This is a genomic window from Pseudomonas sp. MEJ108 (assembly GCF_030208985.1).
GTDB lineage: Bacteria > Pseudomonadota > Gammaproteobacteria > Pseudomonadales > Pseudomonadaceae > Aquipseudomonas > Aquipseudomonas fragariae.
The window spans coordinates 45,716-71,761 of the sequence record NZ_JARVSW010000074.1 but is presented as its reverse complement, the minus strand read 5'-3'; the positions used below and the strand labels follow the sequence as shown (position 1 = coordinate 71,761).

Annotated in this window: 16 protein-coding genes, 1 tRNA gene and 2 pseudogenes; 5 read left to right on the top strand and 14 right to left on the bottom strand. The window is 53.0% G+C overall.

Translation table 11 applies throughout. From position 1 onward, the window contains the following. Positions 1-454 precede the first annotated feature (454 nt). On the top strand, positions 455-1,186 hold the full coding sequence (locus QRN50_RS24205; RefSeq protein ID WP_011266709.1) for an AraC family transcriptional regulator: 732 nt from the start codon (positions 455-457) through the stop codon (positions 1,184-1,186). A 78-nt stretch (positions 1,187-1,264) separates the two neighbouring features. Further along, positions 1,265-2,209: a DMT family transporter gene (locus QRN50_RS24200; protein ID WP_011266710.1), complete on the top strand. Its 945-nt coding sequence runs from the start codon at positions 1,265-1,267 to the stop codon at positions 2,207-2,209. A 51-nt stretch (positions 2,210-2,260) separates the two neighbouring features. Here QRN50_RS24200 and QRN50_RS24195 read toward each other — a convergent pair. The 3 genes and pseudogenes from QRN50_RS24195 to QRN50_RS24185 all read right to left on the bottom strand — a co-directional run. Further along, positions 2,261-2,369 (bottom strand): annotated as a pseudogene (locus QRN50_RS24195) (transposase domain-containing protein); the annotation flags it as partial. A gap of 254 nt (positions 2,370-2,623) precedes the next feature. Continuing rightward, a tRNA-Met gene (locus QRN50_RS24190) sits at positions 2,624-2,700 on the bottom strand. A 115-nt stretch (positions 2,701-2,815) separates the two neighbouring features. After that, a complete protein-coding gene (locus tag QRN50_RS24185; protein ID WP_096126461.1) occupies positions 2,816-3,937 on the bottom strand; it encodes a J domain-containing protein in 1,122 nt (373 codons plus the stop codon). A 223-nt stretch (positions 3,938-4,160) separates the two neighbouring features. Between QRN50_RS24185 and QRN50_RS24180 the strand changes: the two genes are divergently transcribed. Further along, on the top strand, positions 4,161-6,332 hold the full coding sequence (locus tag QRN50_RS24180; protein ID WP_428844682.1) for a methyl-accepting chemotaxis protein: 2,172 nt from the start codon (positions 4,161-4,163) through the stop codon (positions 6,330-6,332). A gap of 277 nt (positions 6,333-6,609) precedes the next feature. Further along, positions 6,610-7,509: a glycosyltransferase family 2 protein gene (locus tag QRN50_RS24175; RefSeq protein WP_024660553.1), complete on the top strand. Its 900-nt coding sequence runs from the start codon at positions 6,610-6,612 to the stop codon at positions 7,507-7,509. Between the two features lie 224 nt (positions 7,510-7,733). On the opposite strand, the pseudogene QRN50_RS26105 reads toward QRN50_RS24175, so the two are convergent. Both QRN50_RS26105 and QRN50_RS24170 read right to left on the bottom strand, forming a co-directional pair. Beyond that, positions 7,734-7,857, bottom strand: a pseudogene (locus QRN50_RS26105) (IS5/IS1182 family transposase); the annotation flags it as partial. Between the two features lie 70 nt (positions 7,858-7,927). Continuing rightward, on the bottom strand, positions 7,928-9,391 hold the full coding sequence (locus tag QRN50_RS24170) for a hypothetical protein (protein WP_096126459.1): 1,464 nt from the start codon (positions 9,389-9,391) through the stop codon (positions 7,928-7,930). Positions 9,392-10,902: 1,511 nt separating this feature from the next. Between QRN50_RS24170 and QRN50_RS24165 the strand changes: the two genes are divergently transcribed. Beyond that, positions 10,903-12,990 carry a glycosyltransferase family 2 protein gene (locus tag QRN50_RS24165; protein ID WP_058823268.1) on the top strand — a complete coding sequence of 696 codons (2,088 nt, stop codon included), beginning with the start codon at positions 10,903-10,905 and terminating at the stop codon, positions 12,988-12,990. Between the two features lie 95 nt (positions 12,991-13,085). Here the strand turns inward: QRN50_RS24165 and QRN50_RS24160 are convergent, their stop codons facing one another. The 9 genes from QRN50_RS24160 to rfbC all read right to left on the bottom strand — a co-directional run bounded on the left by QRN50_RS24160 (position 13,086) and on the right by rfbC (position 25,875). Next, positions 13,086-13,490 (bottom strand): GtrA family protein, encoded by a 405-nt coding sequence (locus tag QRN50_RS24160; RefSeq protein WP_024652604.1) that lies wholly within the window; start codon positions 13,488-13,490, stop codon positions 13,086-13,088. A 7-nt stretch (positions 13,491-13,497) separates the two neighbouring features. After that, positions 13,498-14,448 carry a WxcM-like domain-containing protein gene (locus QRN50_RS24155; RefSeq protein WP_024660555.1) on the bottom strand — a complete coding sequence of 317 codons (951 nt, stop codon included), beginning with the start codon at positions 14,446-14,448 and terminating at the stop codon, positions 13,498-13,500. Continuing rightward, complete coding sequence (locus QRN50_RS24150; protein WP_024652606.1) at positions 14,435-15,385, bottom strand: glycosyltransferase family 2 protein; 951 nt, start codon at positions 15,383-15,385, stop codon at positions 14,435-14,437. Before QRN50_RS24150 ends, QRN50_RS24155 begins: the two co-directional genes overlap by 14 nt. Beyond that, positions 15,382-16,485, bottom strand: coding sequence for a DegT/DnrJ/EryC1/StrS family aminotransferase (locus QRN50_RS24145; RefSeq protein WP_024652607.1), 1,104 nt, complete (start codon positions 16,483-16,485; stop codon positions 15,382-15,384). The genes QRN50_RS24150 and QRN50_RS24145 overlap by 4 nt, the downstream gene beginning before the upstream one ends. Positions 16,486-16,499: 14 nt before the next feature. Then, the gene (locus tag QRN50_RS24140; protein WP_096126458.1) at positions 16,500-18,377 is read right to left on the bottom strand and encodes a glycosyltransferase family protein; all 1,878 of its coding nucleotides are present in this window, start codon (positions 18,375-18,377) and stop codon (positions 16,500-16,502) included. 63 nt (positions 18,378-18,440) lie between these two features. Beyond that, positions 18,441-23,156 (bottom strand): glycosyltransferase, encoded by a 4,716-nt coding sequence (locus QRN50_RS24135; RefSeq protein WP_024660557.1) that lies wholly within the window; start codon positions 23,154-23,156, stop codon positions 18,441-18,443. Continuing rightward, a complete protein-coding gene (locus tag QRN50_RS24130; RefSeq protein ID WP_003404905.1) occupies positions 23,149-24,513 on the bottom strand; it encodes an ABC transporter ATP-binding protein in 1,365 nt (454 codons plus the stop codon). Before QRN50_RS24130 ends, QRN50_RS24135 begins: the two co-directional genes overlap by 8 nt. Further along, on the bottom strand, positions 24,503-25,330 hold the full coding sequence (locus tag QRN50_RS24125) for an ABC transporter permease (protein WP_003404908.1): 828 nt from the start codon (positions 25,328-25,330) through the stop codon (positions 24,503-24,505). Before QRN50_RS24125 ends, QRN50_RS24130 begins: the two co-directional genes overlap by 11 nt. Beyond that, positions 25,330-25,875: a dTDP-4-dehydrorhamnose 3,5-epimerase gene (gene rfbC, locus QRN50_RS24120; protein ID WP_024652611.1), complete on the bottom strand. Its 546-nt coding sequence runs from the start codon at positions 25,873-25,875 to the stop codon at positions 25,330-25,332. The genes QRN50_RS24125 and rfbC overlap by 1 nt, the downstream gene beginning before the upstream one ends. Positions 25,876-26,046 lie beyond the last annotated feature (171 nt).

Below are 26,046 nucleotides of genomic sequence, written 5' to 3'. Positions count from 1 at the left end.
AGTGCTGAGGACTCGGTAGCCGGAAAACATCCGCCTACTTCAGACCTTCCCTAGGGATCGTCGTCGGTTCCGCTACGTATGTGGAGCACTATGAGAGGAACGAGCCTGAATCTGAAGAATTCAATCACAAAATCAATCAGGCAAATGGTCAGCTCAGAAGCCGGATGGGCCACATCTACCCCGATGTTGGACCTTTTCGGGGTCATGCTTACTCGCTGAGGATTTGAGCTGAGAAGGGTGAGCGGGTCCAAAACGCTTTCATCGGACCTCATCATGGTCTTGGAGTAGACGCTGATAAGTACATCAAGGGTAAGCGTATGGCCAACACAGCTTGTGCGATCAACGGTCTGATCCGTAGATGTTAGAATCAGTGGCAAGCCTGACCTAACGTAGGTGCGCACTGGCGTTTTGGGACGTCAACCCTGGATAACCAGATGGGCCGGAAGGTGCAGTAATGTTTCTAAGCCTTGAAGTTCGCAGCTATGAGAGGAAAGAACCTCACCTCCACCACCACGAGCATGCTCAATTGGTACTGCCGATTCGTGGCGAAATGGAAATTGACGTAAACGGTCGCGGCGGCTGCATCGATCAGTCATTGGCGGCGCTTGTGAAACCTGGCTCTGTGCACTCGCAGCACAGTGACGTCGACAGCCGCTTTTTAGTGTTGGACTGTGCGCCTACGATTTTAGAAACTCTCCAGATCGGGCGTCTGGCTCGGAGAATATATGTGCCTATTCCCCCTGCAACACGTCGGCTTATCGAGTTCGCCGATCTAATAGGCAACGCGCAGCTATCCATCGCGGCCTCCCAATTGGCGCCTCTGCTTTTGTCGTCCCTGAATCCGGACATTTCCTGCTTTTCAGACCCCATGGAGCAATTGATCGCTCGTCTTCGGGCGGATCCCGGAGCGAACTGGAGCAATGAGGCCATGGCTCAAGTAGCAAAAATGAGCATGAGTCAGTTGCACCAGCGATTCCGGCTATTGTTCGAGATAAGTCCTCAAGCATGGTTGACCAGGTTACGCATACAAGAAGCTCAACGATGGTTGCGTGGAACCTCATTACCAATATCCGAGATTGCCTTGCGGGCAGGTTTTTCCGACCAGGCGTCACTGACCCGCACCATGCAGCGTGTGAGCGCCACGACCCCGGCGGCTTATCGTAAAGCGCAAAAACAGTTCGGGTAAAAAATTCCACAGTCTCCGACAATATTCCCCGGATCATTTATTCCAGACTTCACCATTGCGCTTTGGAGAGCGGGTGAAATGTTTGCTGATAGATCATTGCTGAAGGGCATTGCCTACGGAGTTTGCGCGGGTCTGTGTTGGGGGGTGATCTTCCTCGGTCCCCAGTTAACCCCTGGGCTGAGCGGCCTGCAATTCGCCGTCTTAAGATTTCTCTGCTATGGGGCGATTTCGGCGGCCTTGCTTATGCCGCGCTGGAAGCGGATTTGCGCCAAGCTGACTATGGCGGACTGGAAATCACTCTTCTGGCTCAGCTTGATAGGGAATCTCATCTACTACGCGCTGGTGGGCACCAGTGTGCAGTTGGTCGGCATCGCCACAACTTCCCTGATTGTCGGACTCATCCCGGTGTTTGTTACCTTGGCAGGTCGTCATGACCTCAACGCCGTTTCATTGCACAAGCTCGTCCCTTCGCTGTGCTGCGCTGTGGGTGGAGTAGTGCTTATCAGTTGGCATGCACTGATCAATGGTGACAGGCACGATACGCTTACGAACACCGCAGGAATTTTATGCGCAGCCGGCGCTTTAGTGACGTGGAGTTGGTACGCAGTAAGCAACGCTCGGCGGTTGGCCCAGGTAGCCAGCGTTTCCTCGCATGACTGGGCACTTCTGACAGGGGTCATGACTGGCGCTCAGTCAATGCTTTTGGCGGCACCTGTCCTGGGCTTGCAGGCCGGAACGCATGGCGACTCTGAATGGCTCCATTTTTACCTGGTAGCTGGTGGAGTAGCCCTTTTATCTTCTGTAGTGGGTGGTGCGTGCTGGAATCAGGCGAGTCGACTTCTACCACTGGCGCTAAGCGGACAAGTGCTTGTGATTGAGACGTTAGCGGCGCTGGTTTTTGGATTTCTATGGGAGCATCGGCTGCCCGACTCATATGAAATTTCGGCGATTGCACTTCTGGTCACCGGTGTCGTCTGGTGTTTGAGTTGTCATCGTGCTCCCCGTCACTCTCCGGCTGTGTAGCTCGTACAGAGACGCTAGAGCGACAGGAATGCTGACTGCCCGATTAATTGGTCACCAACTATACGGTAGCAACTGACCGATCTCACTCGCCCGCTGTGTCGGCAGGCGCGTGAGAGCATCGTTCATACGCATACGGATCATGACCATTCAACCGCGAGGCCGGGAATCAGCTGGCGTTACCTCGACTGGAAGGGATGCACCCGGGCAGCATGTAGTAGGTGTTGGTGGTATGCAGGGCATCGCCCAGGCCGTGTTCCATCGTCTTGCGAAACCTCAGGCCGACGCTGGGAAGGATAGGGGGGAGATAAAAGGGGATAAGAGGGATAAAGGTGAACAGCCAGAAACAAGAAAGCCCGCACGAGGCGGGCTTCTTGTTGATTCACAGTGATCAGAAGAAAACTGTGAATCGGTACTTGGTGGCTACACAGGGACTTGAACCCCGGACCCCAGCATTATGAATGCTATGCTCTAACCAACTGAGCTATGTAGCCAAGTGGCGCGCATTATTCTCGGAGAACGCATATGTGTCAAGCGTTGTTGTGAAAAATAATTGCGTGCGATCAACCGGTTAGGTGGCAGCCCTCGTCGGTACGTCGTTCCGGGCGCTTACCGGAACAGGGTGTCGAGCATCTCCAGGTCATCGAATTCTTCTGCCCTCTCCAGCATCTCGGCCATCTCCCTTCGCTCCCTGAGCCAGGCTTTAAGGCTTTTCGGGGTGGTCAGTGCCTGCAGTTCGTCCTGTTCCTCGTCGAGGTGCTCCCGTATGGCTTTGACCTGCCTGGCACACTTTGTGTTGGCGGTCTTGGGTTTGAGGTCCTCGTACGGGTCCATCAGGAAGCGTTCACGGATCAGCATCTTGCGGTCGTGGATCTCGTCCTCCAGCTCTCTGAGTTGTTCGCTCAGGATCCGGTTGAAATGCTTGAGGCGCTTGTCGGAGATGCTGTCGATGTGGCTCTGGTCGATTTGCTCGATCTCCATTTGCATCTTCAGTAGCGCCAGCAAGTCATCACCCTCGTACGCTTCGTTGACCCTTTGCATGAGCGCTGTCTTGCGATCGCGCTCATCGGCGTCCTGCTCGCGGTCCGGGTGCAGTGCGCTGGCCAGCTTGCGGTAGATTTCGCGCAAGGACTGGCTGCCTTCAGCCTCTTCCTGCTCACGACGCAGTTCGCTGGCCGTCGGCTTTTTCGGCTTCTGTGCGCCTTGCGCTTGCTCGGCCTGCTCTCTCAGCTTCTCTTCAATATGCCGGGTCACGTCCTCGAGGGAGTCCAGGTCGACATCGTCGTCCAGTTCCACGCCCAGATTTTCTTCCAGTGATGCTTTGAACTGCTGGTTTTGCAGGCGCTCCTCCTCGTCGTAGTCGTTGCCGGTGTATTTGAGGTAGAGCTGCTTCAGTTCTTCATCGTGTTCGCCGCCCATGAGTGACATGGTCAGGACGCAGATAATCTCGAGCACCGTATGTCTGTCTTTTTTGGCCAGGCGGAACTGATCGAAAGCCACGTCAAGCAAGCGCAGCTTGTTCATCTCGTTCGCTGCCTGCTCACGGAGCATCGGAACCAACTCTTCGATCCACAGCTTTTCGCAGGTTGCTGAAATCGCGAGCCACTGCTGCAAAAGCTTGCGCCTGGTTTCGAGCTTTTCCATCAGCGTGTTGAATTTCTTCTGACCGGCGCTCAAATGCGGCTTGGACGGTTGCGTGACGATGCGTGGCGAGGCGGGTGGGGTGGTCATGAAGACCTCCTTGATGGGGGAGCACTGCTGCGTAGTGATTGATTGTCGTTGGCCAGTTTACGTTTTTTGACCTTTTTGCGGGATGAATAAATAGCCGTCGTAAAGCGCCTTTATTGCCTCTTGGCGGTCCGGTTCTTGCTTGCAAGTGCCGGATAGCTCGTTTTAGAAGCTTTTTGGCGCTCAAAACAATGAATGGCGACACTTTGCGTACCAATCTGAGGCGATGTGTATCGCCATTGAAACAAGAACATGGCATTTTGCTGTTAGTGTTTTTCCAACAAAAGGCATCGCCTCTGTTTGTGCAGATCTGGCAGGTGTTCACCGGGAGTCGCAGGACATGAACAGTCTTTTGTCACCAGGCATGCGCCTGATGGGACATTTTGGTTTTGCTCGCAAGTTTCAGGTCTTGTTCCTGCTGTTCATGTTGCCGCTGGCGGGCAGCGCATGGGTCATCACCAAGGAATACAGCAACAAGCTCGATGTCATATCCGGGGAGCAATCCGGCGTGCGTCAACTGCTGGCGCTCGACGATCTGAACATCGAGTTGTCCGCCCAGCGCGATCATGCCGCACGCTGGAAAGCGGCCGACATTCTACGCGAGCCAACCCCGGCAGCGAAGGCGGCGATGGCCAGCGTCGATGCAGGGATACCTCGAATTGCCAACGCGCTGCAGGGCGTTCAGGCCGTATTGGTTGAAGAAAAAGCTCCTGCCGACACCATGAACCGTTTCAAGGCGCTTCAAGCTGCGGTCACCGGTCTGGACACGGCATCATTGCGCACGGTGGGCTGGTGGCCTGATGGCTACGACCGCTTCACCACGGTGCTGAATCTGGTCCAGGCGCTGCGTGAGCAGATCGCGATGGACAGCGGTTTGATTCTCGACCCCTGGCTTGAAACCTACATGCTGATGCAGCTTTCCACCCAGCAAGTGCCGGACCTGATCGAGCGTATCGGTCGTCTGTCGAGTGTGGGGCAGACGTCGGTGGCATCGGGGCAGTTCAGCCTGCAGAGCCGCCTGCAAATGCGCGACCTGCGTGGTCGCATCGATGACTCCAAGGATCAGATGCAAAAGGCCGCCGGCCTGCTGCTGTCCAAGCTTCCCGAGCAGTTGCAGCCGTGGGCCGAAAAGTACGCTGCGGTGATGCAAGTGCTGGAAGCACAGCTGAAGGTCATTGACGAAGGTGTTTTCGGCGGCAGCATCAAACTCAAACCGGAAGAGTTCGAAAAGAGCATCGACACGCTGACTGGCAGTACGGCAGATTTGCGCAGGCAGTCGCTTGACGCGCTCAATGGACGCCTCGATTACTACCATGAGAACTCCAACACGGAGTTCATCCCGATGGCGGTGGTCTTCTGTGTTCTGGTGATCATGGCGATCTATCTGTTCGCCTGTCTGCAATCCTCGATTCGCAACAGCGCCAGAGGCATCACCACGCTGGCTGAATCCCTGCGTGACGGCAATCTGTGTGTGGAAGTGGCTGTGCAGGGCCGTGACGAGCTGGCTGCCATCAGCCGCGCGCTGAACGTCGCGGTAGTGCAGCTGCGTACCAGCCTGCTGGGTGTCAATCAGGAAACCGTACGTGTCGGCGATGCGGTCTTGACGCTGAATGCCCAGTCCAGCGGGACGCTCACCGAAGTCGAAGACCAGCAACAACAGATCAGCCAGATCGCCGCAGCAGCCACCGAACTGGCTGCCACTTCCCAGGGCGTGGCCAGAAGCTGTGAGCAGGCATCGGAGAGCGCCAGGCAGACGCGTCAGATTGCTCAGCAAAGCAGCCAGGACAGCCAGCGCACCACTGACAGCATCCAGCAACTCAATCAGCGGCTGACCGAAACTGCCGCTGCGCTGGGCCGGGTCAGCGAGCAGGGCCAGCAGATCCAGTCGGTGGTGGATGCCATTCGCGGCATCGCCGAACAGACCAACCTGCTGGCCCTCAACGCAGCCATCGAGGCGGCGCGCGCCGGTGAGCAAGGCCGCGGGTTCGCGGTGGTTGCCGATGAAGTGCGCAGCCTGTCCCAGCGCACCCAGGCCTCGACCGCTCAGATCGCCGGCACGGTCGACAGCTTGCGCTCCACCGTGACGCAGGCGGTCAACCTGATGGAAGCGGCCTGCGGGCAAGCCGTCAACGATGCGCAGTCGGTAACCGGCCTGGGCATCCGCCTGGGCGAAATCGCCACGGCAGTGCAGGGTGTGACCGATACGCTGGCGCAGATATCGACCGCCGTGGAAGAACAGGCAACGACCGCTGATGAAGTGAGCAGTAACATCCAGCAGGTCGATCAGGCCGCAGGACGTTTGCTGGAAGGCGCCCGTGCGGTCAATCAGGCGGCGGATACCCTGAGTCAGGGTAGTAGGGCGTTGAATGACAATACGGCGCGGTTTCGCTTGGGGTGATTGGGCAGTTTGCCGCATCAGACCGAAGAACCGGCGTGGTGAAACCCGCCGGACTATCCGTTTTTGTGGGAGGACGTGTAAAAGTTGGATCAACGGATATACATTCAATCATTTGATAACTGACGGGAGTCGACACAAGGCGTAAAATGCGCGGTTTTTGCAGGCGAAAGGTTTCTTGAGAACGCAGCTCCCCGAAAAACACAGGGCAGACGGTGCCAGCCCGCTACGGCGTCGAGGTTTATCCGACGCGTCCGGCCGCCCACGCGTCGCCATTTTGATGTGCACGTACAACGGGGCTGTGTACCTTCGTGAGCAGCTCGAATCGTTTTTTGCTCAGACCTTTCGCAATTGGGTGCTTTATGTTTCCGACGATGCATCGACTGATGACACCGTTGGCATACTTTCCGAGTACCAGGCCCGCTGGGGGCGCGAGCGGTTAGTTATTTTCAGCGGGCCTTGCAAGGGCTTTGCGGAGAACTTTGTCTCGCTGGTTCGACGCCCTGAAATAGACGCCGACTATTTTGCGTTCAGTGATCAGGATGACGTCTGGTTCAGCGACAAGCTGGAGAGAAGCGTGGGGCGCCTTGAGCTATTGAAGCCCGATAAACCGGCGCTTTACTGCTCCAGAACCCGGCTGGTCGATGCGGACTTGAAGGTAATCGGGGTTTCTCCGCTGTTCAAAAAAGAGCCCTCTTTCAAAAATGCGCTGGTTCAGAGTCTGGCAGGTGCCAATACGATGCTGATCAACCAGGCGGCGCGAGATCTTTTGGTCAAATTGCCTGAACACGCCCCGCTGATCGCCCATGACTGGCTGACCTATCTTCTTGTTACTGGGTGCGGTGGTCAGGTTTTCTATGATGCCGACCCCTGCCTCTACTATCGCCAGCACCGAGGAAACTTGATCGGGGCCAATGCGAGTACTCGAGAAAGGCTGGTACGGTTTCGTAAAATGCTCTCGGGGCGATTTATAGAGTGGAACGATGCGAACGTGGCCATTCTGAAGGGGATGGAGTCTGCGCTTACTGAAGAAAGCAGGAGCGTACTGGCGTATTTCGACACCGGTCGAAGAGAAGTTTTTTTAAAGCGCGTCTTGACTCTGCGAAAGGCCGGGATCTACCGGCAGACGGTGCAGGGCAATCTAAGTCTGATATTGGCAATATGTGTGGGGCGAGTGTAGCAGGCGATCAATTTTGCGTTGTTTACGCAAGACGCTTGATAATGATCAAACGGAAGGTATTCGTCAAAGCACCTTCAATAGAAAGTTTACGGTGCGTGGAGTCGCATGTGATTAATCGAGATAATTCATTCGATTGTCTTGGGCTCCTTTAGAAGGTCTGAAGTATGCATCAATTTTTGATGCCCTCTCGGCCTGGACTTCAAAAGGCGCCCGCCATATCAGATAATCAGACTTTTCTCGCCATGCCGTGCAGCGATCGACTAGATCATCATGATGCTCCGCACGCTTGTCAACGCGGGTGTAGCCAGCATCACCGCTGACACAGGTTTCCTCCCCATGTATCATTTCGAACTATTTGCACATGGGCCAATGTGTCTTGCATCAGACACGTTGGCCCGGATATTGGTCCAGTTTCTTTTTACCAGTTGCCTCTATAGAGATCGGAGTAAACATATTTCGGATCTGTCATTGTTGTAGTGGTGACAGAGAAAAACAGAATTGCTGATACTCCCAGTGCGGCACCGATTAAGACCCCATGCTGGCGCAGCAAATTCTTTACTGAGCCAAGGTCGCTGGTAAACGCAATTGCACAATAGAAGGCAAGGTGCAGTGCGAGGAAGAATCGTGTCTCCACTGCCGATGGAATTATGGCAATTGTCGGCAATAAACACGTCAACGCCCAAAAGACAATTTTCACCCTTTCGCCAGTCGTTGCACGTTGCGCCGCGATAGATATGCTGATGATTAGCAGGCCAGAAAATATAATGAGGAAGTTGAAGAGGGCAAGGGTGTTCCTGTCTCTTGACTGCCCTATCGTATACACTTCGCCGTCGCGCAAATCGAGACCATTGATGATGTGTCTACCATAAATCCCTAAAAAGTCTAGCGGGTTTTGCAGAAGTAGTTTGAAATAGGTGCTCAGTTCAAACGGTTCACTACCGATGTTCTTGTCGGCAAAGAAGCGCTCACCAGCGCTGTCCATATAAAAGACGGCTGGGCCAGGCGATGCTGTATCCACCGAGGTTTCGTAACGCTGCAGCGTAATTCCCCAAAGTAATTGGCTAACGAACAATGATTGTGTTGGTGAGGTTTTCACTAATGCGGCGGGCGAAGTTATAACTAATGGGGATAGGATTTCGTGGTGTTTTAAGTTGATGGCCGTCTGTGGTATGGCTGCGATCAACGCGCCTGATAAAAAAATCAAGAGTACAGAGATCTTAGTAGGTACTGAGTGCTTGTCATAAATAATGAATACTGCGCCTAGTGCCAATAGGGCAGCAGGGAACAGATAAGTGGTACGCGTGTTGTAGGCCCCATATGCAAGGAAACCTGACAGTACTAATAATGTGAAACGTTTCAAGCGAGAGGTTGTAGCAGCTGAAGAAAGCATGCAGAACGATGAGCCGACCATCATTGCCAATGCCGGTAGATCGCTCAAGGGATAGGCGATTACGCCAGGGAATAAAATTGCTACGAGCATTGGGATGATCATTCGACGCAGGAACGAAACCTGCCCACCAAATACCCTCAGATAAAACCCTGGAAGAAGAATGGCAAAGAAATAGGCGTATATCAAAGACGAGGTAATTCTAAATGGACTGTATCCAAGTACCTTAAACGTGTCAGAGAGGTATCTGGCTGGTGCGAGCAAGGCTGGGTAGAAGTATCCCCGGATGGTATGTGGAAAATTGAACAGATGTTCTACTTTGCTCAAATTCCAATAATAACCAGCGTCCCAAGGGAATGCAGCCACGCCCATGATTTTATGAAGAATCATGAAAGTCAAAGCGATCGCCATAAAGGCAGCAACTTCTTGACGCCTGACAAGTAATCCTTCTCGAACATGCTGTAAAAACGACTTGCTGTGAGTGAGTTGTTTCATGTGGCTCCGTTGTTTTTTTTATAGTGGTATCTGACGATGGCTACGATCGGCTAAATATGCGAAAGCTGGCGCTGCCAGAAAACTTCCTAATTATGCGCGAACGTAGTAAATCCAAAAGTGTTACGTACCCTTCGTCCGCCTCGCTCACGGAGGTTGGCGAGCAAGCTATCCGACCGCATTGGCTGACCAAGTCATGGTCTCTGACGGAAATGTGCACGGTACAATGGGGTGGATAATGCCTGCTTCAGCGGCAAGTTGGAAAGAAGTATTTCTCGTCTTGATTTTTCAGACTCCGGTACAGCTGCGCTCTATTGTTCCAAAATATTACTGGTAGATGCCGATCTGAAAATGATCGGTGTTTCACCGTTGTACAGTAAATCTCGTCTTATGGAGCCAAGTTGTTTCAAAACCTGACAGATCTCAATACCACGCTGGTCAATCAGGCTGCTCGTGCACGATTAGTTCGGTTGCCTAAGTGATCTCAGCTGATCGGTCATGACAGGCTGATGTGTTTTCGCAAAAATGCGTTCAGGGCGATTTGTAGAATGGAACGACGTTAACGTGACGATTCGGAGTGGGGTGCAGTTTGCTCGCTATGGGAATCGTGCTGTTTTGAGGGATGTTGATCACCGCCGTCGACAGGTTGGGGTTAAAAGGTTGTTGATTCTTCGCAGATTTCGTATCTAAAGGTAAGTAGTGCTAGGAAGTTTAAGTCTCATTCTGGACGTGGTCTGGGAAGAATTTGAAGGTATTGCAATGATCATGAGCTCAATTGTCATTAGCCTTTTATCTTGGCCGTATACGGTGCGGACTTTTTCTGACCTCTAGTTTATCGTCGTCCAGTCTGGGGTTCATATATCTATGCTCGAATCTGATTTTTCGTTGTTGTCACTTGCGCACTGGCGATCGACGATAAACATGCTCCACGTGTAACTCGGTTCTTTCCAGTTTTCGACTTTTGCGTCTCCCAAAGACATGTAGCTTCTCGGGTAATCCATGGTCTAAATCAGACTGCTAAGTCATTTTTTTTGCCAAAGGAGCTAATTCCTGTCCGATACCTAAAGGGCAGTGGAGTCGCCAGCTCCTACGCCGTCCAAGATGGGAGGAGCTGAAATCTAGATGGATGGCATGTCGGGGCTCTGTGTGGTGAGGCAGATGACTCCGTCGGACGGCCGCCCAAATTTCTTTTTTTTGCACCTGCATAAACGTATCCTGTCATGGTTATGCTTGATATTGGGCGTCATTTTGGGCTGGCGATGGCGAATCTACCTGCAATACGAGGTAGATGCCTACGAATCCTCAGGGCTCATGTCTTCGAAGTCAGCATGTGCCGGCTTGATGAGGACGCCTGTGAATAGTTGACATAGTGTTGAAGTGATGCCAGAAGCTAAACCGTCACAGACAAGTCGTGTAATATACGGAGTGTCGAAAGGAGTGCGAGTGACCGTCTTGCCGTAAGAGCAACGTGGTGTATTCGGAAGAATTTAAAGAAATTACGAGGTCATCGAGTCATGCTTAAGCGTCTCCGCCACGAGAACTCGCTTCAGAAAAAGCAATCTTCTGCTGCCATAGAGAAGCTGCAGCGAGAGCTGGTTTTAGAGCAGCAAAAACTGGCAAGAAAGGAAGCAGTGTTCACGGCGGCTTTGATCGAGCGAGATACGCATATCCATAATTTGAACCTGACCATTATGGAGCTACAAGGCTCGACCAGCTGGAAGATAACATCTCCGCTTAGAAAAATAGTTGCTGCCATTCGACGCGCGCGCGGCGGAGAGCAGGCAGCTGCGCCATTTCCTGCACATGGCTCGCTTCCGCATACCGTGGAGCCAGAAGAGACAGAGCTCATTCACTCTGAACACGTGCCAGAGCATGTCGATACGTACACGCAATGGGTCGAAGAGTTTGACACCATTGACGATATTGATCGCCTTTGCATGTATGAGGAAATGGGAGCTTGGAAAACCAAGCCGCTGCTGTCGATCATCATGCCTGTTTACAATCCGCCTATCGACATGCTGAGAGAAGCCATCGAAAGCATAAAAACCCAAGTTTATTTCAACTGGGAATTGTGCATAGCCGACGATGCGTCAACCGATCACCGTGTTCGGCTGTTTCTTGAACAGAGTGTCAAATCAGACCATCGGATAAAAGTCACCTATCGTGAACAGAATGGTCACATTTCGAAGGCCAGCAATTCTGCACTCGACGTCGCAACAGGTGAGTTCATTGTCCTGATGGATAACGATGACACGCTTCCTGAGCACGCCTTGTTCTGGGTGGCCAAAACAATCAATAACCATCCTGATGCGGCTGTAATTTATTCGGATGAAGACAAGATAGACGAGCAGGGCATCAGATCGGCTCCCTATTTTAAAACCGACTGGAACCCTTACCTCTTCCGCTCGCATAACATGATCAGCCACCTGGGTGTGTACCGGAAAGAACTTGTCGATAAAGTCGGGCGTTTCCGAGTCGGCATGGAAGGGTCCCAGGATTATGATCTGGCGCTTCGCTGCGTCGAGCAAGTCAATGCGACTCAGATTATCCATATCCCGCGTGTCCTTTATCATTGGCGCATGCATGCAGGCAGCACTGCAATGTCCACCGATGAAAAGCCCTATGCACAAAATGCCGGGCAAAAGGCACTTGATGAACACCTGAAAAGATCTGGAATAGCCGGGCATGCCGAGCTACTGGATTTTGGCATGTACCGTGTTCACTACGACTTGCCTGCTGTGAAGCCTTTGGTGAGTTTGATCATTCCGACGCGGAACGCTTACGCGTTGGTGAAACAATGCATTGAGAGCATTCGTCACAAGACGCTCTATCCCAACTACGAAATCATTCTGGTTGATAACGGTTCTGATGATCCGCAGTCGCTGCAGTATTTCGAGATGCTCTCACGCCTGACGGGTGTCACCGTGCTTCGTGACGACGGTGAATTCAACTACTCCGCACTGAATAACAACGCGGTAGAGCACGCCAAGGGTGAGCTTATCGGGTTGATCAACAACGATATCGAAGTCATCAATCCTGAGTGGCTGGATGAAATGGTGTCCCTGGCGTTGCAGCCTAACGCTGGAGCTATTGGTGCACGGTTGTGGTATCCCGATGAGCGGCTACAGCATGGTGGCGTCATCATGGGACCACTCACCCTTGCCGGGCATGCTCATAAAATGCTGCCCAGAGGTCATCATGGCTATTTCGGAAGAGCATCTTTGATTCAGGGAATGTCTGCGGTGACAGCAGCGTGCCTGGTCGTGAAGAAATCAGTCTTCCAGGAAGTAGGTGGGCTCAACGCCAAGGATCTGAAGATTGCCTTCAATGATGTGGACTTGTGCCTGAAGATCATGCAGGCCGGGTATCAGAATATCTGGACCCCGAATGCAGACCTTTACCATCATGAGTCGGCGACGCGTGGCTTTGAGGATACGCCTGAAAAAATTAAGCGGTTTATTAGTGAAGTCGAGTACATGCAGAACAAGTGGCGTGCGATTATCAAGCACGACCCTTACTACAACCCTAACCTGACTATATCTGCAGAAGACTTTTCGGTAGCGTTCCCACCACGTGTTACTGATTTGGCGGGTGGCATGTAGCCTGCTAAGAGCTATGGTTGAGGCAGGTGTCGGTGGTCACCGACACCTGCCTCATACTGATCAAGCAAGACGTTTGTCCCGCGTAACCATGCAGGTTACTGGCTCTTCTCGGCCTTGGCGGCGAACGCAAGTTTTGACAGGATGAACGTCACAGGCAGAGTTAATGCAATAGCGGCCAAAGGCGCAAGTCTTTCGTCAAACTGCAGCTTTTCGACCCAGCACCAGAGTATGACCAGACTCAAGCAATACTGAATCGCGTAAATAAGCGGCAGCAGGATCACAGAACGCAGGCCCTGATGGCTCTTGAAGACAAAGAATCGATTCAGAACATAGGCCAGCAATATTCCGGTCACATAAGAAATCGTGTAACTGATTTTATAGGACAGGAACATCAACAGAATGAGATAGATTCCATAGGTCAAGGCGGTGTTGAAACCGCCTGACATCAGGAATCGAGCAAAATCCTGTTTTAAGAATTTTGAAAAAGCCCGATTCATCATGGTGCCGTTATTCAGCGTTTGCGATCAGGGATTTGAATTCTTCGTAGTTACGAATGTAGTCCCCGGCATCATAGTAATGCGATGCAAACACCAACAGTACGGCATCCTGTGAATAGCGATACTGAATACCCCAGGTCATCGGTGGCAGGTGGATGCCCTGATTCGGCTTGTCGAGAATAAACTCTTCACGATTGACACCATCATCCGCTACAACATGAACCGAGCCCTTCACTGCCACCAGAAACTGGTGACAGATACGGTGCGCGTGTTCGCCCCGCGTCTCGGCAGTCGGTACGTCGTAGACCAAGAAGTAACGTTCGGACTTGAAGGGTACCGAACGCTCGAATTCGCCCGCCGACAAACTACCGCGAATATCCGCGACTTCATTCATGGTGTGCAAGGTTACGTTCTTCACTGACGTGGCGGTTACGCCTGGCGCAGCCTTTTCCGGGCGTGTCTCGCTACTGGCGTTGACAGGCTTGGCGTCCACGTAACCAATGATCTTGGCCGGGTTACCTACGACTATAGCGTTAGGCGGTACAGAGCGGGTCACGACAGCACCTGCGCCGACCATGGCGTTGATGCCGATGGTAATGCCCGGAAGAATCGTGCAGTTAGCACCCAGTGAGGCGCCTTTTCTGATAATGGTACGCGCGAAACTCTGTGGATAGACTTTGCTGCGTGGGAACAGGTCATTGGTAAATGTGGCGTTAGGACCGATGAAGACATCGTCTTCAATGGTAATGCCGTCCCATACCTGTACACCGCATTTCAGCGTCACGCGATCGCCGATGATAACGTCGTTTTCGATGAAAACGTTATCGCACACGTTGCACTCGCTGCCCAGGCGTGCGCCTGGCAGGATATGCGCGAACGCCCATACACGCGAATCTTTCCCGATATTCTCGGACTCGCACAGCGCATGGCTGTGAACAAAGAAATCCTTAGCGCTGCTCATGTGTTTCTCCAAATCCCTCGATCCGCATCGGGATGGCCAAGGGTCTATTCTTTGTATTTTCGTAAGTGCGCCATGCATAAGAACCGACGATGCCCAATCCCAGCAGGTTCAAACAGCCGAGGAAGGTGATGGCCAGCATGATCATTGCGTAGCCGGGTACTTCAATTCTGCCTTCGAGCTTGGCGATGAGTGTGAACACACCGAACAGCGCCGCAAATGTAGAGCCGAACGCGCCGACGCGGGTCAATATACGTATAGGCATATCCGTGAAGGAGAATACGCTGTCCATCAGGTAATTGACTTTTTTACGCAGCGTCCATGCAGACGTACCGTGAACCCGTTCCTGCCGGGTATAGGTAACTACTTCGCGGCGATAGCCCATCCAGAAGATCTGCGCGATGAGAGAGCTGTGACGCTCTTCAAGAGTCAGCAGAGTATCCCGAAAAGCCTTGTTGCAGGCGAACATATCAACGCCGCCTGGCGGTATTTCAGGGATGACATAGCGACGGTAAAAGCCCCAGAAAATCTTTGAAGCAGTCCGCGTTGCCCATGGGTCCTGACGACCTTCACGTACACCAACCACAACGTCGATATCGCCGCGCATCAGTACCGTATTCATTTCCAGAACCAGTTCTGGCGGCTCTTGAAGATCTGCAGCCATTACCGCAAAACGGTCGCCAGTGCCATGCTGTAAGCCCGTGCGGATCGCCATGAATGATCCGAAGTTTCTGGACAGCAGGATCAGCTTGGACTTGAACGATTGTGCCGGTAGTTGTTCCCTGAGTAGTTCGTAACAGCGGTCAGGGCTGCCATCCACAACGAACACAACTTCCAGGTCGTGTCCGAGCTGCTTATCAAGCGCCGTCACAGCGACGAGCAAGTCGGGAAGATTGCTCTCGTTGCGATAGACGGGAATGACCAACGTCAGCAAAGTCATATCTCCTTGGAAAAGTGCGCAGTGACCGCTGCGATGACGCGTTCAACCTCGTCGTCACTCAGGCCCGGGAAGCAGGGAAGGGAGATGACGGTATCACATGTACGCTCGGTCACGTCCAGAGCGACGGACGGCGCAGATGAGTACGCTGGTTGTTTATGGTCGGCGATGGGGTAGTGAATATCCGTACTGACTGACTTCTCTTTGAGTGCCGCAGCCAGAGCCGCCCGATCTTTCGCGCGAATCACATATAGATGGGCGACGTAATCATCCGAAACCGAGGATGGAAGCTCGATATCCAGTCCCGCGAACGCTTCGTTATAGCGCTTGGCGATGGAGCGGCGCTGTTCGTTCCAGGTGTCCAGATGCGGCAATTTGATACGCAGAATTGCCGCTTGCATCTCGTCCAGGCGGCTGTTGCGGCCACCCGGGATTGCAACGCGATATTTCTGGTCCCAGCCATACTGCCGAAGCTGGCGGATACGTGAGGCCAGAGCGTCATCACCGGTAACCACTGCGCCGCCGTCACCGAGAGCGCCCAGGTTTTTAGTCGGGTAGAAGCTGAAGCAGGCGATGGTGCCAAAGCTGCCTGCTTGCTTGCCATTGCGTCGAGCGCCGTGGGATTGCGCGCAATCTTCAAGAACCGGAATGCCTGCTGCGGAAGCGATCTGAACGATCTCTTCGATGTTCGCCAGTTGACCGTACAAGTGCGTAACGATGATGGCCGCCGGCTTTTCCTTGGCAATTACAGTTTCCAGAGAGTTTTTGCAAAGGGTCAATGTTGCAGGATCGACATCTGCATAAACAGGCGTTGCGCCTACTGCGTGGATCGCTGTACTGCCATAGAAGCCGGCATTTGCCACGGCGACAACCCGGTCGCCTACAACAACGTCCAGGCCTTTGAGGGCGAGTTCCAATGCGTCCGAACCGTTAGCCACGCTGATGCAGTGCTGCACACCTACGTAGGCGGCAAACTCTTCCTCGAACAGCTTCACTTCGTTACCTAAAACGTACCAGTGGCTGTCCAGCACGGCCTTCAACGGAGTCGCGAAATCAAGTCCTGCGTTAGCTTTGATGGCCGAGAAAAGCGGAATATTTTCCATTGGGGGTTCCATGATCAATGAGACGAACGGCTGATGAACTCGCATACATCAGGCATTGCGAAAATTTTAAATGAAGAGCTGACAGTGTATAGCTTCAGGTCGCACTTGTCGGCTGGAGATGGCGGCAGAATGATCCCTTCGTAACCGGTACGGAGCGCTGATTTATCCCCAATGGCTTCGGCGACATCCTGCCTTTTACCTTCAATATTGAGAGCACCCGCAATTTTACCTCCTTTTACGGCGATTATATATAGAGGTACTCCATCATGGGGTTCAATATAGCTCCAGCCTCTTATGAACAAACCGTCTGAAGTCTGGCGTATAACGTCGATGTTGCCCCTTGGAGTCGCTGGCGAAACAGGCGCTCTTAGAGAAAACTCATCACCCTCTACAAAGAGACGTTTCGGCAACTCGGGGGCCCTGATGAAAGCATCAGTTGAATGGATTGAACCGCTTGTCTCTTGTACAGCTTCAGACAAAGGTCTACCAATGGCTGACTTCTGAAGATTAGGCTGGCTTAAGGTATTTGCGCTCCAAGCAACAAGATTAGTCCACGCCATCCATACGGTAACTAAAAACAGCCACTTCATGTGGAATTGACGAGATTTTTCAGCTCGCGCTAAAGAGGCTGATGTTAGGTTGCTAGTATGCGTTGTAGTTGCGATCGCAATAATGAATGCGAGGAAAGGTATGGTGACGAAGAGATATCGACCCTGAGGCTGAGGTAGGGTGTTTTGAGAGGCAATCAGGCTAAGGATTATGATTGATGGAAATAAGCCAAGAATCATGATCAGAGGAAGCAGTTTGTCCAGTATAAGTTTTTTCTTGTCTGGCAAAGCGCAGGCGCGAGCCGTCTGGAAGATTGCAGTCAGTGTGACTAATATCAGAAGGAAAGCAGCTCCCATGTAATAGGAATCGGGTATGTATACATTCATCCAGCCCGTGACCGAGAAATAACTCTTCGTAGCCAGGCTTAACCATGGCACGATCGTCGTCATGTCGAACAAGTGATCCGGACACCTTATATAGCATGTTCCAAAACCTTGTGCCGGGCTGAGCTTATGCATCGCGACAAATTCTAATTGGCCTGAAATCCCGGTAATTTCGCCGTACTTGATGTACGTAATTACAAGCATAGGGGCTGAGATAAGCACAGCTATCAATGACGCAAATGGAAGGAGTTGTGTGACTTTACGCTCTCCGCTATAACGATAGGCAATGAGCATAACACCAGCAAAAACGAGGGCGGGAAGAAAGTAAAGTTTTGCCAGGAACGTCAGGCCGAGTGCAATGCCGAAACAAATCGCACTGTACTTTGTCGGCCTTTTTACATACCCCATAAGACTGCTTAAAAGCAGTGCAATACTGGTGAGTCCATAGGCGTCACTATTGAAGTACGAGAATACGAAAGATACTTGAGGGATGAGGGCTATGATGAGTGCGCAAAAAGCTGCACTTTTTTCCGTCATTCCAGCTCTGTGCGCGATTCGGTACAATGCGCAGATAAATACTGCGCCGAGTATCCAGTTGAAGCACCGTGCTGAAAGATATGCCAAATCATCTGGTAGCAACCAGCTTAGTCCGTAAGAGCTGATCATTGCGCCTATCACATGAGGAAAGGGCAAGCCGTGGTACCAGAACTCTCCGGGGTGCCATGTATAACCGGAAAGGTTACCGGTAAATGGCTGTAATGGTTCCGCAGCGCTAGGTAACTCATGAAATGTCTTGAGGTATTCTAATAAAAAAAAGTGCGTTGACTCATCAGGTCCGCCGTGGAACGAGATACCAATCGACCATAGGATCAGGACGAAAAAGTAGACGACAGCTAAAATCAATTGGTAGCGGGGTTTTGATATTTCTGTGTCGTTATGATGAATAGTGTTCTCAGGCACGCAAAGCTCCTAGGCTTCTGGTTTTCCTTGTTTTTTGATTCAGTAATGTGCACCTGAAGTTGATCAATTAATGATCCTCGGAGGCCACGCCATACTAAAATCTTCATAATCCAGCGTCAGGTTCGGACTATAGGCATAGTCAGCTTGAATATCAGGCCAACGCGACTTGATGTATTCGATTTCTTTCGTGAAGCGTGCCTGTTTTTGCGGTGTGTCTTCCAGCCCACGCGTGGCGGACTCGTGATGGTAGAGCTCTGCAAAAGGCGTCCAGACGTTTACATAGCCTGCCTCTTTGACTTTCAGGCAGAAGTCCACGTCGTTGAAGGCAATTTTCAAATGCTGCTCTTCCAGACCACCGACCTGTTCAAAAGTCGATTTTCTGATAATCAGGCAGGCAGCTGTTACGGCTGATAGCTCCTGAATCAACTCCGCCCTGCAAAAATAGCCAGGTGCGCCTTTAGGCAGATTCTTGTGGGAATGACCTGCTACCCCGCCCAGGCCTGTGATAACGCCACCGTGCTGCAAGCGGTCATCTGGATACCAAAGACGCGCACCCACGGCGCCCACACCCGGTTGCAGTGCTATCGATACCATCTCGCTCAACCACTCAGGCGAGATGACCTCAATATCGTTATTGATAAGTCCGATCAGTTCGCCATTCGCAATGCGTACGGCCGCATTATTGAGTGCAGAGTAATTGAATGGACCTTCATCGCGCATGACGCGAATGTTCTCTTCCTGATCAAGCAGAGCAAAATACTCAAGCGATTCTGGCTCGTCAGAGCCGTTGTCGATCAGAATGATTTCGTAATGCGTGTACGTAGTGAGTCGCTTGATACTGTCGATGCACTGTTTGACCAGTGCATGGGCATTTCGAGTCGGGATTACCAGGCTGACCAGCGGCTGGGAAGCCGGGAGCTTGTAGTGAACACGGTACATGCCCAGAGAGGAGAGCTCGGCAACGCCGACGTCCCCTTTACGTTGCAGGTGCTCATCCAGTGCCTTGACCCCGGCCAGTGCCGCATAAGGCTTTTCGTCACCTGCCATGGCGGTGCTGCCGGCGTGTATCCGCCAATGGTAGAGCACGCGCGGGATATGAATAATCTGATTTCGCTCAAGCTTTTCTATGCAGCGCAATGCCAGGTCATAATCCTGTGCACCTTCAAAGCCGACCCGGAATTGCCCAACTTCGTTGACAAGATCTCGACGATAGGCGCCCAAGTGGCAAACCATATTCTGTGAGCGGAACAGGAATTCGTTCCAGTCTGACTTGAAGTGAGGCGAGCTGCGCGTACCGTCTGTGCTGATCTTGTCTTCATCGGAGTAGATGAGCCCCGCGTCCGGATTCTCGCGAATGGTGCGTGCCACCCAGTAGAGCGCATGCCTTGGCAGCAAGTCATCGTTATCCATCAACGCGACGAATTCGCCCGTGGCGACCTCCAGGGCCGAGTTGCTGGCCGCGGATATATGTCCGTTGTGTTCGCGGAAGACGACTTTGATCCGCTCATCCTGAGCGCTCAGAGACTTCAGGTAGTCGATCACGCCCTGATCAGTCGAGGCGTCGTCAGCCAGGCAAAGCTCCCAACGCGGATATAACTGGGCGCAGACACTTTCTACCGCTTCACGCAGTAACTCCAGCGGCGGGTTGTAGACGGGCATGATGATGGAGATAACCGGCCCGCCACCCCAACCAACGATGTCGTCGTTGATACGACTGATTTTTGCATCGTCCAGGGTGTCGTACTTCTGAACCCAGAGTACGTAATCATGCCTGTTGCCGTGCAACGCTTGCGCTGCGTCACCTTTGGCCCATCGTGCTTGAGCAATGACGCCAGCAACCCCCCGCACCTGCCATACCTGATAGGCTTTCCTGGCGGTGCTGAGCAAACCACCACCGCGTCGAATGATCATCGGTAGCGAGGTGATGTTGCTTTTCGCTCTGTAAAGCGTCCTTGTCACTTTCCTGAGTGGCGCTGTTACCAGCCAGCTATAAGAGGACTGCATAGAGATGATATTCAGATTCAGGTTATGAACATGAGTATCTTTGGCTTCCAGCTCAAGCCGATGATTCTCCAACAACGTCAGGTTTTTGCTTTCAAGCCCCGTCAGTTCACGGCGCTGGTTCTGTTTCAGAGCCAGCGTTTCCGTTTCAAGGCTTGTCAGTGCCAGGTGATGGCTTTCTTTCAAGGACAGATTTTCGGCTTCAAGCTCCCTGATCGCGGTGTGGTGAGCGTCCAGCGCTGCCAAACGCTCGCCTTCGACCTCGATTAACTTGAATCGAAGATTTTCCTGCAGAGCGAGGTTTTGAGCTTCCAGATCCTCCCGCTCTTGCTGGTGAGCTTCTTGCGCAGCCAGCCTTTCAGCTTCAAGAGTCGCCAGCACCTGGCTATGACTCTCCTGAAGTGCAGCATTCGCAGCCTCGAGTTCCTGGACGGCCAGACGATAACTTTCCTGAAGCGTCGCGTTTGCGGCATCGAGCTCCATCACTTCCAGGCGATGGCTTTCCTGAATGGACAGGTTTTCATTTTCTATGTGAGCCAATGCCTGGCGATGGCTCTCTTGCTCGGCCAGATTTGCCGCCTCGATCGCTTCCAGCGCCGAGTGTTCCTTGAGGTTCTGATCCGCCGTCGTTTCAAGTGCCTGTTTGAGCTCTTCTTCCTGTTGAAGAAGTCGTTCAGCGACCTGACCTTCTGTGAGCAAGGTGAACGATATCTGGACTTTGAATGATTTACCGGTAATCAGCATATTGAGATCGGCAGGTAACATCACGTGCGGATCATCATTGAGCGCCATGAACAACGTGCCATTGGCATCGCTGGAAAATGCTGTGATACCTGCGGCGGCAAGGGGGGCATGCGTATTATCGTGCCACGCCCACAGTTCTGAGTTCGCGCTGTAGACCTTGATGACGCTGATCGAAAATGACTGTCTGACGTTCGTTGGATCGAAACGTAACGAGGCGCACCGGGCTGAAGCGGGGACGTCGAAAATAACCGTCTGAAAACCATCATGAACACGCTGGTTTTTTGTTCGGTCCTCAGAAAATCCGCCTTCGGTATCGCCCAGATAAAGCGTTGCCATTTTAGGCGTTTCGTTTAGTTGAGAACCGGTTTTCTGGATCGTCGCATCGGGCGCCCAGTTCAGAAAGCTGGCGGCCTCACGACCGGTGACCCTTTCCTGGAAGAGGGCTTCCAGCGCGGCAAAGCGATTGAGGTCTTGATCCGTCACAGTAAGGCCGACGCTGGCCATCAATTGAATGATGAAGTCGCGCCTGCTGATCATGGTTGCTGTGGGATGGAACGGAACTGCGCTGGCAATCAGCAGCAGCAAACCACGCATCAGCAAATGCCCCAGCTCCACACCTTCGACCATTTCCCATTCGATGTCGATCAGGTGCGGCTGGCCTTCGCTGTCAAGGATGATGTTCTGTGCAACGGCATCGATATAGTGGCCTGGCAGACGTTCGTCTACATGATCAAGTGCAAGATCATGGCCTTCTGATGCAAGCAGCTGTTTGAGGCTGTTTACATACAGTGAAAGGTACGGTGTGAAGGTGGCCACGTCCCAGTTGTGAGTTGACGCAGCTTCATAGAATTTCAGGCTGAGCAGCGAGCCTTTGGCGTAACCATGAGCGTCCGGCAGAATGAACCGATGCGCATCTTCCGGGCTTTCCGGAACCGGGTTATCACTAAGGCGGTGGTAGCGAACCTCGATACCTTCTGGCGTCTCGACGAACACGGTCGCTTTACAATATTCGGCATTGCGCCCTGTGCTGTAGTGGTACGCAAGGGTATTACCTGGCACTGCCTGTTCCGGCTTGCATGAAGCGACCACGAGGAAAGAGTTGGCGAGGTCCATACCCAGATGGTTATCAATGACAACGGGCCAGGCTCTTTCCAGGTTGAACGTCGTGTTCGCAGGCAGTTGTGGATCTTTACGAGTGTTCTGGCAGGCCAGCGCAGCCGCGTCGAAGTCTTGAGACCTGAAGCCGCTTTCAGTAATGATCGAGTTCGGAATCTTGTAATCGGGGTAGGGCGATAGAAAGTCCGACGCCATGAACCCAGCGCGGGCAATAAGCGCTTGTAGCTCTTTACGGCCAAATGTTTTCGGCTGCCGATCTACATATCGTCCTTCGATGCCATACATGGCGACGCCGACATGATCTTCCGGCGCGCCTGCAAAATATTTCAGACCCAGCTGATTTTCGATGGCGATAAACAAATGGCCGTCGGGCTTCAGCAGTTTTCGAACGCGATTCAACATGCCGAAGGCTGGATCGGCATCTGCGCTGAACATACTGGCGTATTCAAGAACGCCGATGAGTGTTACGACGTCGAACTGCTGATCAAGCTTGAAATCGTCAAAACGTTCAGCCAGTACCGTAACGTTATCCAGATCTCTGGTTCTGCTGGAAGCAATCGCGGCGCGGCGCGGGCTACCCTCCAAAGACAGAACCGTGGCGCCTGCTTCGCCGAGGTAACGGCTGATTGCGCCGCATCCGGCACCTATTTCAAGAATCGATTTGCCTTTGATAAGGCTCTCGAAGGGGCGAAAGATATTTCCACGGCTGGAGGTCAGGTGATAAAGCTTCGGCCAATCGGTGCAATATTGCGGAAGCTCGCTGGACAGGACTGATACGTCCTTCGCCTCACGTACGATTTTTGCCAGTTCGTTCTCGGAGTTGTCGCCATCGCTATAGGCGATGCCCTGGTAATCGGAACGCACCCAGACACCTGTGGCCGCATCCAGGTTATAGCCGTATTTATCAAGCTCAAACATCAACAAGTACCGGTTCAATTTCCATGGAGGCGCCCAGGTCTATCAAGCCCAGAAGCTTCGGAGTAGGTTCTACGACGAAATGTATCGAATCATAGCGCCGGTCGTGAGGCACGATGTCTTCGCTTTGCCGAGAGGCGATACCGATGGAAATGAAGTAATCACCGGTCGCGAGCGCGTTTCTGAATTTCACTCGCGCTTTTGCCTGTTTGCCAGCGCTGCCTATCAGGCCTGTGCCCTCGCAATCCTGCATGTAAGAGTTGGTGCCGTATACGGTGACACCCTCTTTGGTCTTGATCGTAAAGCCGATAATCGGGTTGACCACAGTGCGATTGAATTGCAGGGCCAGATCAAGAACGATTTCCTCTCCCGATTCAACGCTGTTGGGAAACTCCCTTCCCGATGCATTCATGTGGAAGTCGAGCAGTGTCGCAGCGCCATCCCCCCAGCGGTACTCATGGGGGTTATAACCAGGCCTGCTGGCGTATACGTCTTCATCAAAACGCAGCGCTATCTTGTCGGTTTCGACTGGGGCGGTTTCCACTCGCTCTGCTTCGGCGAGGTCCAGGCTCTTGTCGGTGAGAGCGCTCTTCTCACGCCCGAACAGAAGGTCCGTGTAGCGGTTGATGACCGGGCGTGATTCGCCAATCATTTCGATCCTGCTCTTTTCCAGCAAAATCGCGCGATTACAGTGGGTGACCACTTGTTCGCTGGAGTGCGTGACCAGCAGGATGCTGGTGCCATTTTCTTTTAGCTGCCTGAGGCGTTCGAAGCACTTGGCCTGGAATCGTGCGTCGCCAACGGACAGTGCCTCATCCACGACAAGGATTTCCGGATCGACCTGGGCCTGGACTGCAAACGCCAGGCGTACGGCCATGCCGCTAGAGTAGGACTTGACCGGCTGATCGAGGAATTCGCCAATGTCGGCAAAGCCGGCGATCGCGTCAAAGCGCTCGTCCACTTCGTCACGCGTCAGCCCAAGCACAGCTGCGTTCAGATAAACGTTTTCGCGGCCGGTAAACTCGGGGTTGAAGCCAGACCCCAGCTCCAGCAAGGCCGCTACCCGGCCACGTGTGTGAATCTCGCCGACAGTCGGGTTCAATGTTCCGCAGATGATCTGCAGCAAGGTTGACTTGCCTGAACCATTGCGGCCCACGATGCCGACTGTTTCGCCTTTGCCGACGTCGAAGCTGACGTCGCGCAGGGCCCAGAACTCCTTGCCATAAGTAGTGGTCGGCTGTCCTGACCAGCGCTGAATTCTAGGCACCAAGGCTTGTTTCAAGCGGTCGTGGGGCTTGTCGTACGTGTAAAAACACTTCGAGACGTTTTGTACGCTGATAACCGGTTGATCAGATGACATCAGCGAATCCTTTACGTGTTTTTTGGAAGAACCAGAACCCCATGGCAGCAATGACTGCGCCAATCACAATGGCGATACCCAGGCTGTCCCAGTGCGGGAGGTTGCCGAACAGCAGTACGCTACGGCTCTCTTCGATAATGTAGGTAAGCGGGTTCATCTGCAGCCAAGGGCGATAGACCTCAGGAAGCGCCGCCACCGGGTAAAGAACCGGCGACAGAAACAGCAGGACAGTGGTCAGAACCGTGATGACATGGCCGACATCGCGTAAGTAGACGCCCAGGGATGCGAGAAACCAGCTGATACCCAGTGTGCCCAAAATCAGCGGCACCAGAATCAGCGGGAACAACAGCGCCGTCCAGAAAAGCGTATGCGAGATCAGCAACTGTGCGATCACCAGCACTATCAGGCTGATGCAACTGTGGAAGAGCGCCGAACCCAAAGTGATAACCGGCAGAATCTCCAGAGGAAACACCACCTTCTTGACGTAATTGCTATTACTCATCACCAGCGAAGGTGCTCTGTTGGCACACTCTGCAAACAAGCCATGCACGATCATCCCGACGAACAGCAGAATAGCGAAGCCGCCTTTGCCAGTGTCGACTCCGACCCAACGCGCGCTGAAGATTTCAGAGAACACGAAGGTATATACCGCCAGCATCAACACCGGGTTGAAGAATGACCACGCCAGGCCCATCACCGAGCCACGGTAGCGCCCGATGACTTCTCGCTTGGTCATTTGCGAGATCAATGAGCGGTTGGTCCACAGGCTGCTGACGAGCCGCAAAGGGCCCGCCGAGGGGGTTTTATGAGGGTTCATTAAGCGAACACCTCGGCGTCTTCGAATACGACGGCTTTCTGATCTTTGGCGGACAGGGAAGGTGCTTCGCCGAATGGCCAGTCGATGCCCACGGTGGCGTCGTTCCAGGCAAGGCTGCGTTCATGTTCCGGTGCCCAGTAATCGGTGGTCTTGTAAAGGAACTCGGCGCTTTCGGACAGCACAACGAAGCCGTGCGCAAAGCCTTCCGGAATCCACAGTTGTTTTTTGTTTTCGGCGGTGAGATGCAGTCCCACCCATTTGCCGAAGGTCGGGGAGCTCTTGCGCAGGTCGACCGCAACGTCAAAGACTTCTCCGACGGTGACTCGGACAAGCTTGCCCTGTGGCTGTTGAATTTGGTAATGCAAGCCGCGAAGAACGCCTTTCACCGAACGCGAGTGGTTGTCCTGAACGAACGTTACAGGCCGTCCAACGACCTCTTCGAATGCCTTCTGGTTGAAGCTTTCAAAGAAAAAACCGCGATCGTCGCCGAAGGTCTTGGGCTCGAATACGATGACGTCTGGAATGGCGAGGCGTGTTGCATTCATAGGTAACGTATCTCCGGGATGCTCATCAGGGTCTGCTCATAAGGCCCTGGCAGGGGCAGGCATGTGTTGAAAAAAGCCTGCGCCATGGAATTTGATTGCGCCATTAAAACGCGTTTTACGATATCGAGGCTCATGGGCGTCGGGTGCGCCATAGGCTGTCCACCTGGGCGG